At 35.0% G+C, this 15,446-nt stretch carries 15 protein-coding genes; 14 read left to right on the top strand and 1 reads right to left on the bottom strand.

Annotation, left to right across the window (positions count from 1 at the left end):
- Positions 1–160: 160 nt before the first annotated feature.
- From H3T43_RS08285 to H3T43_RS08350, 14 genes are all read left to right on the top strand, one after another.
- Positions 161–916, top strand: coding sequence for a DeoR/GlpR family DNA-binding transcription regulator (locus H3T43_RS08285; protein WP_198213894.1), 756 nt, complete (start codon positions 161–163; stop codon positions 914–916).
- A 24-nt stretch (positions 917–940) separates the two neighbouring features.
- Positions 941–1,369 (top strand): galactose-6-phosphate isomerase subunit LacA, encoded by a 429-nt coding sequence (gene lacA, locus H3T43_RS08290; protein ID WP_198213896.1) that lies wholly within the window; start codon positions 941–943, stop codon positions 1,367–1,369.
- Positions 1,370–1,383: 14 nt separating this feature from the next.
- Positions 1,384–1,959 (top strand): galactose-6-phosphate isomerase subunit LacB, encoded by a 576-nt coding sequence (gene lacB / locus H3T43_RS08295; protein ID WP_034980588.1) that lies wholly within the window; start codon positions 1,384–1,386, stop codon positions 1,957–1,959.
- A 335-nt stretch (positions 1,960–2,294) separates the two neighbouring features.
- Positions 2,295–2,783, top strand: a complete 489-nt coding sequence (locus H3T43_RS08300; RefSeq protein WP_187155061.1) for a PTS sugar transporter subunit IIA — start codon at positions 2,295–2,297, stop codon at positions 2,781–2,783.
- A gap of 11 nt (positions 2,784–2,794) precedes the next feature.
- Positions 2,795–3,109, top strand: a complete 315-nt coding sequence (locus H3T43_RS08305; RefSeq protein ID WP_034980623.1) for a PTS fructose transporter subunit IIB — start codon at positions 2,795–2,797, stop codon at positions 3,107–3,109.
- A gap of 20 nt (positions 3,110–3,129) precedes the next feature.
- Positions 3,130–4,548 (top strand): PTS transporter subunit IIC, encoded by a 1,419-nt coding sequence (locus tag H3T43_RS08310; RefSeq protein ID WP_198213898.1) that lies wholly within the window; start codon positions 3,130–3,132, stop codon positions 4,546–4,548.
- A 24-nt stretch (positions 4,549–4,572) separates the two neighbouring features.
- Positions 4,573–4,818: a hypothetical protein gene (locus tag H3T43_RS08315; protein WP_198213899.1), complete on the top strand. Its 246-nt coding sequence runs from the start codon at positions 4,573–4,575 to the stop codon at positions 4,816–4,818.
- Between the two features lie 88 nt (positions 4,819–4,906).
- Positions 4,907–8,314, top strand: a complete 3,408-nt coding sequence (locus H3T43_RS08320; protein WP_198213900.1) for a beta-galactosidase — start codon at positions 4,907–4,909, stop codon at positions 8,312–8,314.
- A 233-nt stretch (positions 8,315–8,547) separates the two neighbouring features.
- Positions 8,548–9,264 carry a GntR family transcriptional regulator gene (locus tag H3T43_RS08325; protein WP_198213901.1) on the top strand — a complete coding sequence of 239 codons (717 nt, stop codon included), beginning with the start codon at positions 8,548–8,550 and terminating at the stop codon, positions 9,262–9,264.
- Positions 9,265–9,289: 25 nt separating this feature from the next.
- Complete coding sequence (locus H3T43_RS08330) at positions 9,290–10,456, top strand: SIS domain-containing protein (RefSeq protein WP_198213903.1); 1,167 nt, start codon at positions 9,290–9,292, stop codon at positions 10,454–10,456.
- Positions 10,457–10,619: 163 nt separating this feature from the next.
- Entirely contained in the window at positions 10,620–11,108 is a 489-nt protein-coding gene (locus H3T43_RS08335) for a PTS sugar transporter subunit IIB (RefSeq protein ID WP_198213905.1), read from the top strand.
- Between the two features lie 10 nt (positions 11,109–11,118).
- On the top strand, positions 11,119–12,042 hold the full coding sequence (locus tag H3T43_RS08340; protein WP_198213907.1) for a PTS sugar transporter subunit IIC: 924 nt from the start codon (positions 11,119–11,121) through the stop codon (positions 12,040–12,042).
- Positions 12,029–12,847, top strand: coding sequence for a PTS system mannose/fructose/sorbose family transporter subunit IID (locus H3T43_RS08345; RefSeq protein WP_198213909.1), 819 nt, complete (start codon positions 12,029–12,031; stop codon positions 12,845–12,847). Before H3T43_RS08340 ends, H3T43_RS08345 begins: the two co-directional genes overlap by 14 nt.
- Before the next feature lie 60 nt (positions 12,848–12,907).
- Positions 12,908–13,309 carry a PTS sugar transporter subunit IIA gene (locus H3T43_RS08350; protein WP_198213911.1) on the top strand — a complete coding sequence of 134 codons (402 nt, stop codon included), beginning with the start codon at positions 12,908–12,910 and terminating at the stop codon, positions 13,307–13,309.
- A gap of 58 nt (positions 13,310–13,367) precedes the next feature.
- Here the strand turns inward: H3T43_RS08350 and H3T43_RS08355 are convergent, their stop codons facing one another.
- Positions 13,368–15,386, bottom strand: coding sequence for a hypothetical protein (locus H3T43_RS08355; RefSeq protein WP_198213913.1), 2,019 nt, complete (start codon positions 15,384–15,386; stop codon positions 13,368–13,370).
- Positions 15,387–15,446 lie beyond the last annotated feature (60 nt).

A 15,446-nucleotide genomic window follows, 5' to 3' on the forward strand; every position in this document is an offset into this window, starting at 1 on the left:
AATAGGAAAAGATTGTTTTAATGATTTTAATTAAAAAGCAACTTTTTAAGTTTATATCAAGTTATCGAACAGTTTCAAACATTGACAAACAAAAGAGAACAACTATAATAAAAAATGAACTAAGTTAGTTGCTTAATCTAGTTTAAGAAGTAGGATACTAATGTTAAAAAGTGAAAGACTGAAAACTATTTTACAAGTAGTAAAAGCCCAGAAATTTGTCACGGTTGATGAATTGGCCCAGGCTTTAAAAGTTTCTGACATGACAATTAGACGAGATCTTAATGAACTGCATAAAGCAAATAAAATTTTGCGTATTCACGGTGGTGCACAGTTATTGTCTGATCAAATCAGGACTGAAAAAAGTTATCAGCAAAAACGTGAAATTCATAGTAAAGAGAAATATGAAGTAGCAAAAAGGGCTTGTAATTTGATTCATGAAAATGATTCAATTTACGTTGGTCCTGGAACAACTTTAGAATTGCTGGTTGCTAATTTAAAAGTTAAGCATCTCAGGATTGTTACTAATTCATTACCTGTATTTGAAGCTGCCAAAAATAATATGAATGATTACGATTTAATTATGGTTGGTGGCTCATACCGAAGAATCAGTGGTGCTTTTGTAGGTGCTTTGGCCAATAATGAACTGAAAACTATGTCATTTTCTGTGGGTTTTGTTGGTGTCAATGGCATTAAAGATACTTCCTTGACGACTGCTAACTTAGAAGAGGGTCAAACCGAAGGTATTGGATTAGATCATTCACAAATTAAATTCGTGGCTGCAGATTATACTAAATTGGATCATAGTGATTTTCATCAATTTTATGATTTGAGTAATGTGGATGGTTTAATTACTAATCGGGGGATTGAGCCCGAGTTGGAAAAGCATTACAGTCAATTTACGACTATTTATAAATAGTTTTGTTTGAGAGGAGATTTGACTATGAAGGTTGTCATTGGTAGTGACAAAGCGGGTTTTGCTTTAAAGGAAAAAGTAAAAAAATACTTGGAAGCATATCGTTATGATGTTTTAGATGTTACTCCGGAACCCGCTGAGGATTTTGTTGAATCTAGTTTAAAGGTAACACATGAAGTATTAGATAATGGCATTAAAAAAGCTATTATGTTTGACGAATACGGAGTTGGCTCAGCAATGGCGTCAAATAAGGTTAAAGGCATGGTTACTGCAAATGTCAATGAAGAAAGAACCGCACATATGACTGCTATGCACAATGGCGCAAAGGCTATTGCTTTAGGTAGTGGTATTGTGGGTGAAAAATTGGCTTATTCCATCGTACAGCATTATTTGGATACTGAATATGCTGGTGGTCGCCATCAAGTTCGCTTGAATATGCTTGAAGAAATGATTTAAGGGGGGACTTAGTAATGTTAGATAATGATAGACCACAGCCAGAATTTGTTGATCCAAAGATTGATAAGCATTTAGTTATTGCTTTAGGAAATGATCATATTGTTACGTCCGTTAAAATGGCCATTTCGGATCATTTAAAAGATGAAGGATACCAAGTCATTGATGAAGGTACTCATGATAATACCAGAACCCACTATCCAATATTTGGTAAACGTGTAGCTGAGGATGTTGCCGATGGTCGCGCGGATTTGGGCATTGTTCTTTGTGGTACCGGTATTGGTATTTCAACTGCTGCAGATAAGAATGAGGGAGTTCGTGCAGCTATGGTTGGTGATGTTGCTCAAGCTGAATATGCTCGACGTGAATTGAATGCCAATGTTTTAGGCTTTGGTGGCATAGTTTTAGGACGTGACTTTATTTTTGACATTGTAGACTCATTCTTAAATGCCAAATATGAGTCTACTCCCGAAAGACAAAATCTAATTGCCAAAATAGACGGTATTGCCAAACCAAATCCTGACCAAAAGGATAACGTACACTTCTTTGATGAAGAAAATAAGAAGTGGGCTGAAGGCGTATACCACGACTAATATGTTAAATAGTATAAAGATATAGAATTATAATTTAATCGCACATAAAGCCATGATTTGAAGGTCATGGCTTTTTCTTGCTTGAAAATAAGGGAAAAAATTATGAGAAATAAATTGATGATTATGACAAAACATCGCTCGAATAACTACCTGAAGTCAAATAGTCCATTTAAACTGGTTAAAAATAGATAATCAGTTTGTTTTTTATCATATTTTTTAAAAAAGCGTTTGCATTTTTCTTTACCATTAAATATAATAGCAATAGACAAGCGAACAAAAACTAACATATTCAAACAAAAGCGAAAAACTTGTCTATTGTTAAGGAGGCCTAATTTGTGAAAGAAAATAACTTGTTCTCTGCGAATGCAGTATTTGTAAGTGATGCGTCGGATCCAACCACAATTTTTAAAGAAGTTTCAGATAAATTACTTGCTCTTAATTTGGTCAAAGACGGCTTTTTCAATGGAATTAGCCAGCGTGAACAACAATATCCGACTGGCATAGATACTTCGCCAATTGCAAAGGAATTGCCAAATATTGCTGTACCGCATACTGAAGGTGAGTTTGTTAATACATGTTTGATAGTACCTGTTGCTTTAAAAGCACCAGTACCCTTTAAAAATATGATTGTACCTGATCAAAGTTTGCCAGTAAAATTTCTGTTTATGATCTTGAATAATAATCCAGAAGGACAAGCAAACATTTTAGCACAAATTATGGACTTTCTTAGACTCACACCAGTTTCAAAGTTACAAACATTATTCAATCTTACCAAAACTGATAAAATTTATCAGTTCTTAAGTAAGAATTTTAGTCAACAGTAGGAGGGCTTTTTATGAGCAGAGAAGTAAAATTTATAGCTGCATGTGGTGCTGGGGTAAACTCATCCCACCAAATTAAGGATGCAGTTGAAGAAGAAATGAGAAAGCGTGGTTATAACGTTAAAGTTGATGCCTATATGATAAAAGATGTCAATGAAGATCTTTTATCACATTATGATGGCTATTTAACAATTGCCAAAACTGATCTTTCCTTTAAACCAAAAATTCCGTTAATTGATGCAGGAGCAATTTTGTATCGTATACCAGCTATGGCTAAACCAGTTTATGACAATGTAGAAAAAGTTGTTAAAGAAATTAATGCTGAATAAGATTTCAAGAGGAAATAAAAATGAATGGGATAATTAGTTTCGCTAACTCACTTTTTAAACCTTTAATTGATATGGGTGCTGCCACAATAATGTTAATTGTTTTAACATTAATTGCAGTACTCTTTCGTGTCAAGTTTACTAAGGCCTTAGAAGGTGGCTTGAAATTAGCTATTGCTATCACAGCGATAGGTAATGTTATGAATATGTTGACTACAGCATTTCAAAAACCAATGTTGCAATTCGTTAAGCACACTGGCATTCACATGGATATGCAAGATATGGGTTGGGCACCACTTGCTACTATAACTTGGGGTTCACCATATACCTTGTTTTATCTGTTAGTTTTAATTATTTTGAATGTTGTTCTGTTGGTATTAAACAAGACAAACACTCTTGACGTAGATATCTTTGATGTTTGGCATCTGGCATTTGATGGCTTATTCTGTGTTTATGTTGGTGCTCCTCTTTGGTTATCAACATTATTGGTACTTTTCATTGGTACAATGAAAATCATTAACTCCGACTTAATGAAGCCAACATTTAATGACTTATTAGATGCCCCTGAAGGTAACCCAATGACTACTACGCACATGAACTATATGATGAATCCTATCATAATGGTATTCAATAAGTTCTTTGATAAATGTTTGCCATGGCTTGATAAGTTTGACTTTGATTCTACTAAATTGAACGAGAAAATTGGTTTTTGGGGTAGCAGATTTGCTATTGGTGTTTACCTTGGTGTGTTCGTTTCCTTGCTAGCAGGTAATAACTTTGCAACTGAGCAGGGATGGAAAGATATGTTTACACTATCATTTATTGGTGGTTCATGTATTGAATTGTTCTCTGTAATTGGTTCATGGTTCATCGCTTCCGTTGAGCCTTTGTCTCAGGGTATTGCTGATTTTGCCACTAAGAAGTTCTCCGGTCGTACCTTTAATATTGGACTTGACTGGCCATTCTTAGCTGGTCGTTCTGAAATTTGGGCTGCCGCAAATGTATTGGCTCCAATTATGATGCTTGAAGCAATGGTTTTGCCAGGTAACAGATTAATGCCTTTAGGTGGTATCATCGCTATGGGTGTTACTCCTGCTTTGCTAGTTGTTACTCGTGGTAAAATTATTCGGATGATTATTATTGGAACAATTGAATTACCTATCTTCCTTTGGGCTGGTACTATGGTTGGTCCATTTGTTACTAACATGGCCCACTCAGTAGGTGCCGCCATTCCTGCACATACATTGGTTTCAGACACTACTATGGAAGGTCCAGTTGAAAAATTCTTAGCTTACTTAGTAGGAAATGCTTGGAAACAACAAGGAATGTTTATTGTTTATGCCTTAATTGCTTTAGCTTTATATCTTCTTTTATTCATTTGGTACGCAAAGCAAATGAAGAAGAGAAATGCAGAATATGCCGCAGCTAAAAAGGCTAAATAATCATTAATATGTTTTGGCTTAAGGGTGATCAAATTGAAAAAAACAAAAGTATCGGCTAATGAAAAGGCGAGAAGAAATCGTATTCTTTTTTGGTCATTTGTTGTAATTGTGATTAACTTGCTACAGATTTTATTTAAGAATTGGATAACAAGTCTAATTGCCATGGTTGGTACAATCTATGCCTTATATCGTATTGTTGTTTTTGATAATCCTAAAAATCGCCTTAGTCAAAAATACTATGATTGGAAAGGCAATAAGCTAAGTAAATAAATAACGCTAAATGCCATTAGGAAATTTTGTCCTGACGGCATTGTTATTCCTTAAGATTATGTTTTTTAGTAAATTAAGGAGTTAAGAAATGAAAAAAGCAAAAAAGCTTATTAATCTAATAGCTGCCTCAGTGACACTGTTTCTTGTGAGTGTTTCAACAAAGAATACTATTTTGGCTGCAGAAAACGATTTGCCCGAAATGGGTCAAAAGGCAAATGTTACTTTTGATAAGTATTCACTGATGATTAATGGAGTAAGGACTCCAATATACTCAGGAGAATTTGAATATTGGCGTTTGCCAAGTCAATCTCTATGGCTTGATGTCCTGGAAAAAATGAAATCAGAAGGGTTCAATGCAGTTACAATTTACTTTAATTGGGGTTTTCATTCACCAAAACAGGGTGTATATGATTTTTCCGGGATTCGAAATGTTGATAAGCTATTAAAAATGGCACAAGATGTTGGATTATATGTTATAGCTCGTCCAGGACCCTATATTAATGCTGAAACAGACGCAGGAGGCTTTCCAGGGTGGCTGCTAACACAAAAAGGAAGAGCCAGATCTTCAGATGCTGACTATACCCAAAGCTATAATGAATGGCTAGATCATATAGATCCCATTATTGCTAAACATCAAATTACTAATGGTGGCAATGTTATATTGTATCAAATTGAAAATGAATATACTGGTTGGAAACGTGATTCACAATACATGGAAGACTTGAAAAATAAAGTCAAAAAAGATGGCATAACCGTTCCAACATTTCATAATGACAAAAGTGGACCGCAGGGTACATGGGCTAGTGGTAAAGGAGCACCAGATATGTATGCTTTTGATCGGTATCCGGGTTTAGGTAATGTTGGAGCACTACCAAATACCTTTGAGGATCCACATACTAAAGGCTGGGGAATTAAATCACCAATCTTTTTAGCTGAATTAGGAAATGGCTGGTTTGATCCCTGGGCAGGAAAGGGTTACAGTTATTGGCGTGAACAACGTGGCACGGCTGCAGAAAATATTATTAATAAGCATATTATAGGTGAAGGTGGTACCATAATAAGTTCCTATATGACTTATGGGGGGACATCTTGGGGCTACTTGCCCTTCCCTGGCGGTTATACTTCATATGATTATGGCGCGGCAATTAATGAATATCGGCAGTTAGATGATAAAACAGCTCAACAAAAGAAAATTGGATTAATGCTACAAAGTGTTAAACCAATTGCAAAAACTGATCTGGTTTCTGAAAATACATCTTCAGACAATACATTTTATTTGATCCAAAGAGAAAATCCAGATACAAAAACAAAATTTTATTTTGTCCGGCATAATAAAACCAATTCTAACAATGATGATACTTATAATTTGCCAATAAAAACAGGAGAAATTGATACTACAGAGCCAATAAGAATAAATGGACAAAATTCTAAAGTTATAATTGCCAATTATAACTTTGGTAAACAGCATTTAGTATATTCTACTAATGAAATTTTTACTAACTTTTCTAATGGTAGTGATGATGTGGCTGTAGTATATAGTGGCAATGGTGATCAAAATAAAACAGTACTTAAATATGATTCAGAGCCAGATGTGAAAGTTAAGACAGGAAAAGTAGATGTAAAATGGGATGATAATAATAAAACTTTAAGTTTATCTAATCAATTTGATGGTCTCGCAAATGTTCAAATAACCAGCAATGAAAAATCATTACGTTTGATCATGGGATCTTATGATCAAATGAATAACTTATGGGAGAAAAAAACTGATCAAGGAACTGTTTTAATTGATGGACCTTATTTAGTTAGAACTGCCAAATCGGAAAATAAAACGCTGAATTTGAGTGGTGATAGTTCAAAAGCGGTTGAAATGAAAGTTTTTTGTCCTAAAGATATCAATGAAATAACTTGGAATGGCCAACCACTTAATACGAAAAGTAGTTCTGAATGGGAAGTTGGATCCATTCCTGGAATCGATCAAGATAAAGTTGTTTTACCAGAACTGAATAATTGGCGATATCATGATGCGACTTTCGAAGCTGATCCTAAATTTGACGACTCAAATTGGCAAACTGCCAACAAAGACAGTTCTAATAGTATAACTAATTTTACAGGTAAACATGTTTTATTTGCAGATGATTATGGCTTTCACCATGGTAATGTCTGGTATCGGGGTCACTTTAATTCAGATGGCAAAGAAAAAACTATTAAATTAAATGCAATTACGGGCAATTATGGTGCATACTCAGTTTGGCTTAATGGTCATTTTATGGGTAGCTGTGAAATGGAAAAAGACGAAAGTAAGCAAAAAGATTTTACGATTGACTCTTCATGGCTTGAAAAGGGCAAAGACAATATAATTTCTGTTTTAGTTGCAAATATGGGTCACGATGAAGACGGCAATAATAAGGATACCCAAAAAACTGCTAGAGGCCTTATAGACGCCAGCGTAGAAAGAGAAGGGGAAAATGGAGCTGACGTTACATGGAAACTTCAAGGCAATATAAATGGAGAAAATATAACTGATACAGTTAGAGGATCTTACAACCTTGGCGGACTTTATGGTGAACGTCATGGCTGGTATTTACCCGGGTTTGATTCTTCATCTTGGAAGAAAATAACTTTACCTGATCAGGTATCGTCGCCTGGAGTTGCTTGGTATAATACAGATTTTGATCTAAATATTCCCCAAAATTATGACGTACCTATTTCTTTAAAAATAAGTGATGATACTTTTGGCCCTAACGGGGCAAAATATCGAGCATATATATATATTAACGGCTGGCTTTACGGCCAATATATTAATAATGCTGGACCACAACAAGAATTTTATTTGCCTTCAGGTTTATTAAATGAACAAGGGCATAATAAAATTTCAATTGCAGTTTGGAGTCTTGATGCTCAAAGTGCAAAATTAGGTAAAGTAAGTCTCGAGGCAAAGGGGGCGTATAATACACCACATACTGTAAATGTTGAAAAGTCACCTACATATCAAGAGCTTTTCAAGAATTACGAAAATTCTGATCATAAAACAAGTAACGAAAATATTATTAGTTTACCGACGAGTAACAGTAAGGATAACAGTAATCAGTCTGCAACTGACGAAACTGTGGTAGAAAATAAGAAGCATGCAGTAAAAAAGAAAGTTATGCATAATGCATATGTGTATGATGAAAATGGTAAAAAAACCAAGGTAAAGATGATTCGCTCTGGCAAAGTAATTTTGACTTATGGGAAAATTTCCATTAAAGGTAGGAAATTTTATGTTATAAATAACAATAAGTATATTGCCGCGGGTAATATTGATGGTAGTAAAAAAGTTCTTATTCATAATGCGTATATTTATAATGAGCAGGGCAAACGAAGAAATAAAAAAGTTTTAAAAAAGAATCGTAAAATTTTGACTTTTGGCTCTCCTCGTCAGATAAGAAATAAAAAATATTATATTATTGGAATTAACAAGTATATTAAGATGAGCAATTTTGTCAAAAGGAAATAAGTTCATTAAATAATGATTCTTAAGGAGTAGCCTTTGAATAAGAAAAAAGCATTGGAATATTTTCCAATGCTTTTTATGTTCCATTAATTGCTAATATTGTTGACTAGTGTATATAAATTCAATTTTAATCAAAAGAAATTAAGTTGAATTTTCTAAAAAATCAAATTGCAATGAAACGCTTTCTTTGATAAACTTTAAGTGGTATCAACCAGTTTAATAAGGAGGGGGAATTAATGGGAAAACCACTTTATCGGCAAGTTATTTTAGACTTGGAAAAACAAATAAAAGATATGAAGCCAAATGCTAAATTACCAAGTGAGAGGCAATTACTAGTTAAATATGGTGTTAGTCGTAATACTATTAGATTGGCGTTGCAAGATCTTGAAGAAAGGGGATTAATATATCGCCTTCATGGTAAAGGTACTTTTGTTTCAAGTACTTTTCTTGATCAACCTAATATTGGTGGGATGTATTCTTTCTCAGAAGAATTAAAGCGAACAGGACAAAAAGCGTCAACCAAAAATCAAAGTTTAGAACTGATAATTCCAAATAATAATATTGCAGCACAATTAAATCTAACTTCAAATGAAAAAGCATATAAGCTTATTCGTTTGCGTCTTGCTGACAATGAGCCGCGCATTTTTAGCACCTCTTATTTACCGGAGAAATTATTTTCCGAACTTAGTTTAAACGATTTAAATGCTAAGCCACTTTATGATGTCATGAAAGAAAAATATGACCAAATTAGTGTAATGGCGTTTGAGGATGTTGAAGCTGTTTGTCTTAATCAAGAAGAAAGCAGAAATCTGGCGGAGAAGGTCGGCTCACCAAGTTTAAAGATTTTTCGCAAGACTATTAATGATAAAAATGTACCAATTGAGTTTACGATTTCTTTAGCTAGAGGCGATAAGTTTGTTTATCGTTCACGTCAATATAATGATTTATTTTAGATATTATAAAGGAAGGTAAAAATAAATGTTTTCAAAAACAGATGCAGAATTAGAAAAATTGGGTGCAAAAATTACTACCCGTGAAATTGAGCAGCAACCTGAATTATGGCAGCAAACCTGGTCTATTTATCAGAATAACAAAACTAAAATCACTGATTTTTTGAACCAAATAAATCAAAAATGGGGTAAAGTCAGAGTTATTTTTACAGGCGCCGGAACTAGTGCATATGTCGGCAATACAATCATGCCCTATTTACAAAAAAATGGCGATAGAAAAAAATACGATTTTGAAGCAATTGATACCACGAAAATTGTCTCTACTCCTGAAAATTATTTAGAAAAAGATACTCCGACAATTCTGGTTTCATTTGCACGTAGTGGCAATTCACCTGAATCCGTAGCTACTGTTGAATTAGCTAAAAAATTAGTCACGAATTTATATCAAATAGCAATTACTTGTGCTCCGGAAGGACATTTGGCGCAGGATCTAGAAGGTGATCCTACCGGCCTTGTCTTATTGATGCCTGAAAAGTCTCTAGATCAGGGCTTTGCAATGACTGGTTCGTTTTCTTGCATGAGCCTGATGGCACTACTTGTGTTTGATACTTTGACTGACGAAAAGAAAGAACATATTGTTAATCAAATTGCCCAAATGGGTAAAAGCGTCATTGACAGAGAGGAAGAAATTCAATCTTTAGTTGACATTGACTTTAATCGAATTACTTATATAGGTAGTGGTAGCTTAGGCGGTTTGGCTGAAGAAACTCGACTTAAAATTTTGGAATTAACTGCAGGGGAAGTAGCGGCTTTATTTGATACATCAATGGGATTGCGCCATGGTCCTAAGTCATTCTTAGATAAAAAGACAATTGTTTTTGATTTTGTTTCTAATAATACTTATACCAGACAATACGATTTAGATATTTTGAATGAAATTAAAGATGATCAAATTGTACCGCTGGTGATGGCTGTCGGTCAGGAAAAGGAGGGTCAGGATTTCTCAGGAAAATCTTTCATGTTTGCTGAGAAAGAATTGTTGCCTGATGCTTACTTGGCATTACCTGACGTAATGTTTGGTCAAACAATTGCTCTATTAACTTCTATTAAAGTTAATAATAAGCCCGACACGCCATCACCAACTGGTACAGTTAATCGTGTAGTTAAGGGTGTTACAATTCACGAATTCAATTAATGTGCTTTTGTTATGGGTACTAAAGGTAAAAATATGTTTTTAATAATAACCGTTTTAAATATAAAAATACATGTTGACAAAAATTGGTTGGTACCTTATCATAAAGTGTGAAAGCGTTTTATGTAATATTTAGATTTCCTTGAAAGATAAGGAGGAATAAAACATGAATATTGTGGGAGCAAGAGTTGATGAACGCTTGGTTCATGGGCAAGTGGCTAATTTATGGACACCCCAGTTGCAAGTAGAACGGATTATTGTTCTGGACGAAAAAGCAGCTAAAGATGATATTCAAAAGAGTGGTCTTAGAATGGCTACCCCAATGTCTACCAGATTGAGCGTTTTACCAACAGAAGTTGCTGCAGATCATTTAAAGAAAAACCGTTACGGTAAGCAAAGACTGTTTCTGGTAGCAAAAAAACCTGATAAATTTTTCGATTTGCTTAATATGGGTATCAAGCTTGACACCATCAATGTTGGTAATATGTCCAAACAAGATAACACTACTGAATTAACTAAGCAAGTTAATATCAATGAGCATGAAGCCGATGTTTTTAGAGAGATTTCTGGCAAAGGCGTTAACTTAATTGCCCAATTAAATCCTAGTGTTGAGTCACGGGATTTGATGAAATTAATTAATGAAAAGATGAAGTAGGAGGAGAAAAATGGCTTGGTGGCAAATATTACTGCTTACCTTGTATGCAGGATTAGAAATTTTAGATGAATTGCAAATTTATTCATCATTAAACACACCAGTTGGTGCTGGATTGATCGCCGGTCTGATCATGGGAGATCTGCCTACCGGTTTGTTTATCGGTGCGTCAATGCAGTTGACAGTTTTAGGTATCGGTACTTTTGGTGGTGCTTCAAGAATTGACGCTACTACCGGTACAGTTTTGGCAACAGCATTTTCAACTAGTATTAAAGGTATGAGTCCTCAAACAGCTATTTCTTCAATTGCTGTTCCAGTTGCTGCTATTATGATTGAATTGGACGTTTTGGCAAGATTTGCAAACACTTACTTTTCACACAGAATTGATCACTTGATTGATCAAGATAAGATTAACTATAAGGCAGTTGAAAGAAATGTTTTATATGGTGCAATTCCATGGTCACTTTCACGTGCAGTTCCTGTCTTTATTGCATTAGCCTTTGGACAAGGATTGGTACAACAAATTGCAAATGCCTTAAATGGAGACTTGTTGTGGCTGGGTAATGGTTTAACTGTTGCTGGTGCTACATTACCAGCTGTTGGTTTTGCTGTTTTGCTTCGGTACTTACCAGTTAAGAGACATGCAGCATATTTGATCCTTGGCTTTACAATTACGACTTTGTTCTCAGTTTTGTTTAGTGGAATGCAAGCTTTGGGTACAGGCCTGTCGGCTGTTAACAAAGGTTTCACCACTATTTTCAATGGCTTGCCAATGCTTGCTATTGCAATGTTAGGATTAGCTCTTGCAATCTTACATTACAAGAATATTCCTATAAATAAAGGTACTGCTCAAGTACAGAGTACTGAAAGTCAAAGTAATGATACAAGTTCAAGCTCTGATGATGATGAAGGAGAGATTACTGATGACGAACTCTAAACCAAAATATAAATTAACTGATCAAGACTTTAATCAAATTAACCGCAGATCTTTGTTTGGCTACCAGTTAGGTTGGAACTACGAAAGAATGCAGAATAGTGGTTACTTGTATACTATTTTGCCGCAATTGAGAAAAATTTATGGTGATGACACCCCCGAATTAAAGGAAATGATGAAGACTCATATGCAGTTCTTCAACACTTCTAATTTCTTTAACACTATTATTACTGGTCTAGATCTTGCTGTTGAGGAAAATGAAGGTATCGAAGGGAAAGATACTGTTACGGGTATTAAAGTTGGTCTGATGGGTTCTTTCGCCGCAATCGGTGACTCAATCTTTGCCTCTTTAATTCCAACTATTTTCGGTGCGTTGGCTGCTTCCATGGCTACTCAAGGAAACCCAGTTGGTGTATTTATTTGGGTAATTGCCTGCCTTTTGATTTGTGTCTTCCGTTGGAAGCAACTACACTTTGCCTATGATAAAGGTGTTTCTCTTGTTACTGACATGAGAGACCGTTTAAACGCTTTAACTGATTCCGCTACAGTTTTGGGTGTATTTATGGTTGGTGCACTTGTTGCCACTATGGTTAATATCAAGTTCTCTTGGGCACCACAAATCGGCAAAGTTACTATGAATGTTCAAAATAATTTGGATATGATCCTACCTAAGCTTTTACCTGCTGCTGTTGTTGGCTTTATATACTGGCTACTGGGTAAGAAAGGCATGACTTCAACCAAAGCAATCTTTATTGTTTTAGTACTTTGTATTGTTTTAGGTGGTCTTGGAGTTATTGCTAAGATATAATTCAGATATTGTAATAGCTCTAAACTAAATAGTATTGAGTATTAAATGGAAAGATAGAGAATGGCAGAAAAAGAATTAATTTTAATTAGTCATGGGAAAATGGCAGAGGGCGTAAAAGATAGTGCCGAATTGATTATGGGCAAGCAAGAACATGTGCATACAGTGTGTTTGCTCCCATCTGAAGGCCCAAATGATTTTAAGTCGAAGCTTGAAGAAAAAATTTCAGGAATGAATATCGAAGATATTACGGTTTTTGCTGATTTAATGGGTGGAACCCCAGCTAATGTAGTTAGTCGCATGATTATGGGTGGTCAAAAGATTCGTTTAATCTCGGGAATGAATTTACCACTGGTAATCGAATGGCTCAATAGTCAAATGAGTGGTGCGGAAACTGATTTTGTAACTGCTGGTAAAGCTGGAATTGTCGATGTTACTGAAATGTTGGCTAATATGAAAAAGTAAACTTATAAACAAAAATAGCGCCTAGTTTTAAAACTAGGCGCTATTTTTTATATTAAATTTAAAACAGTATTTGGATTGTCTCTAATGGTGCTAGAGTTTCATTAATAATAGCAATACCATTTTCAACATTAATGTGGACTTTTGTTTTCCTGACAGAGTTATTGACTTTCCTAATAATTGTAGCTTCATTACTTGTTAGTGGTGCAGATAAGTGCCATTTTATTTGTTGATAGCCATCTAAAGTAAAGTTGGCTAACCAAGCTTTTTGACCATCATTTTCAATAAACAGCTTAACATTTGGCGTTCCCAATAAATAGTCTACTGGCGTAACACTATCAAGTATTTGTTGCAACAGACCCTGTTTGTATGTAGTAAATTGAGATTCCCAGCCATAGCGTGTATCTTGATCCATTGGGAGTATAACGATATGCTGGTCAATAACGGCCATGACGTTACCTAATTTTTCATCAATTGCATTATAAGCAAAAGACCACACTTTTACAAAACTTTGCGGTTGATATTCAATTTTTAAATAGTTTCCTGTTTGCTGCAACATTGTAATTCGCGGACTTTCAACTCCGTCAACAATCTGTCCATCTGCCTGTTCAAAAACTTGATAGTTTGAACGAACTGGATGCCACTCGGCTTTTTCAATATGCAGTAAATTGCCTAAATTTCTGTCTAATAAAACTTGGACACATTCACCATCAAGCAACACAAAATTGTTTTTAACTAATTCATTAATTTGTGAATTTGACAAATTACGTAAAAGCTGACCAGAAATAGCAACTACTTCATTTTTCAATGAAGTTTTTTTGCTGATAGGCAGAATCGTTGTAGCAAAACCAAAAGCCCCCAAAAGACTGGCCCAATTCTTTTCGTGAGGTAAAAGTTCCTCGACATTTTTACCAGTTTTAGTTTGCAAAAAGTAACTAGAGTCTTGATCAACCAAAACTTTTATTCCTCTTAAGTGGTCTATCGGCAAGCGATTTGCTAATAGCTGGTTAACAAACGGTTTAATTTGAGCGAGCATTTCTGCATAGTGCCAACTATCATTGATACCGTTGCCCATCATGTCAAATAAATTAAGTAAAATTCCCTGGCTTCCAATTAGGGCGGAAGTAATAATCTGAAATGAGGTAAACGCATTTGACTTAACTAATGGAGAATACATATAGCTTTCCAATTCAGGGTATAGTTCGGCATTTTCCCCTAAAAATGCAGCAGTAATGCGAGTATATTCTTCAAAATATCTGCCGTATTGTAATGGTGCAACTTCATTATAAGCAGGTAAATGCGGCCGAGCTACCTTGGGATGACCTTCTCCAGCCTGTGCCTTAAATAAATTGTCCCAATCACGACCTTCAAGAGCATGCCAATCAGGATAGGAAGTCATTTGTGCCAGATCTGTCTCAGGACTAACCTTGTGAACAGCTTGTTCAATTATACGCTCGGTTTCAATCATCTCTTGACGAGCCTGATCAAGGTAAATCTGTCTTTCCTCAGTTGGTTCACCAGGCTGCAACATCTTTTTAACAAATTCTGCACGCGTTTCCTTTTTGCCTAATTTTTCGTTATATAGTTGCATGTGATAATCACAAAAGCACATTAATTTGAGGGGTGAATGGTTGTAATGACGAAAATCATCTTCCAGCCATAACCTGCGGGGATGGATGCTGGCATATTGTGCGTAGGTATTTGCTAAATATTTACGCCATGTTGGATCAGCTGGGCAAGCCATATCTTTGGCTTTATTACCATCAATATCAACAAAAGTATTAAAGCCGATTTCAGGATTAACTCGGTAGCCTCGATCTGAGTGCATAATGGTTGTCCAGGGATTTAAACTAGTTGTTACACCAATTTTAGAAAGTTCCTTTTGTAAGGGCTTTATAGCATTCAACCATACTTGAGTCTCATTTTTAGTTAAGTGACTATGGTTTAATTCTTCACCGTTTATAAAAAAGGCAACATCATCGATTTTGGCTTTTTTTACAAATTCAATTAGTTTTTCGTTTTTTGCTGGAGTATTTGCTCTTGGATCGAGCATGTATCTTAAAGTATAAATAAAAGTCATATTTGTGTACCTATATAAAACTAATAACTAAGAATAATTTTATCACAGAGATAAATAAAT

Origin of the sequence: Lactobacillus sp. M0396 (assembly GCF_016101625.1) — a bacterium.
Taxonomy (GTDB): domain Bacteria; phylum Bacillota; class Bacilli; order Lactobacillales; family Lactobacillaceae; genus Lactobacillus; species Lactobacillus huangpiensis.

Coding starts and splice junctions, on each gene's coding strand:
- H3T43_RS08285 (WP_198213894.1), top strand. CDS start 161: ATGTTAAAAAGTGAAAGACTGAAAACTATTTTACAAGTAGTAAAAGCC.
- lacA (WP_198213896.1), top strand. CDS start 941: ATGAAGGTTGTCATTGGTAGTGACAAAGCGGGTTTTGCTTTAAAGGAA.
- lacB (WP_034980588.1), top strand. CDS start 1,384: ATGTTAGATAATGATAGACCACAGCCAGAATTTGTTGATCCAAAGATT.
- H3T43_RS08305 (WP_034980623.1), top strand. CDS start 2,795: ATGAGCAGAGAAGTAAAATTTATAGCTGCATGTGGTGCTGGGGTAAAC.
- H3T43_RS08310 (WP_198213898.1), top strand. CDS start 3,130: ATGAATGGGATAATTAGTTTCGCTAACTCACTTTTTAAACCTTTAATT.
- H3T43_RS08320 (WP_198213900.1), top strand. CDS start 4,907: ATGAAAAAAGCAAAAAAGCTTATTAATCTAATAGCTGCCTCAGTGACA.
- H3T43_RS08325 (WP_198213901.1), top strand. CDS start 8,548: ATGGGAAAACCACTTTATCGGCAAGTTATTTTAGACTTGGAAAAACAA.
- H3T43_RS08330 (WP_198213903.1), top strand. CDS start 9,290: ATGTTTTCAAAAACAGATGCAGAATTAGAAAAATTGGGTGCAAAAATT.
- H3T43_RS08335 (WP_198213905.1), top strand. CDS start 10,620: ATGAATATTGTGGGAGCAAGAGTTGATGAACGCTTGGTTCATGGGCAA.
- H3T43_RS08340 (WP_198213907.1), top strand. CDS start 11,119: ATGGCTTGGTGGCAAATATTACTGCTTACCTTGTATGCAGGATTAGAA.
- H3T43_RS08345 (WP_198213909.1), top strand. CDS start 12,029: ATGACGAACTCTAAACCAAAATATAAATTAACTGATCAAGACTTTAAT.
- H3T43_RS08350 (WP_198213911.1), top strand. CDS start 12,908: ATGGCAGAAAAAGAATTAATTTTAATTAGTCATGGGAAAATGGCAGAG.
- H3T43_RS08355 (WP_198213913.1), bottom strand. CDS start 15,386: ATGACTTTTATTTATACTTTAAGATACATGCTCGATCCAAGAGCAAAT.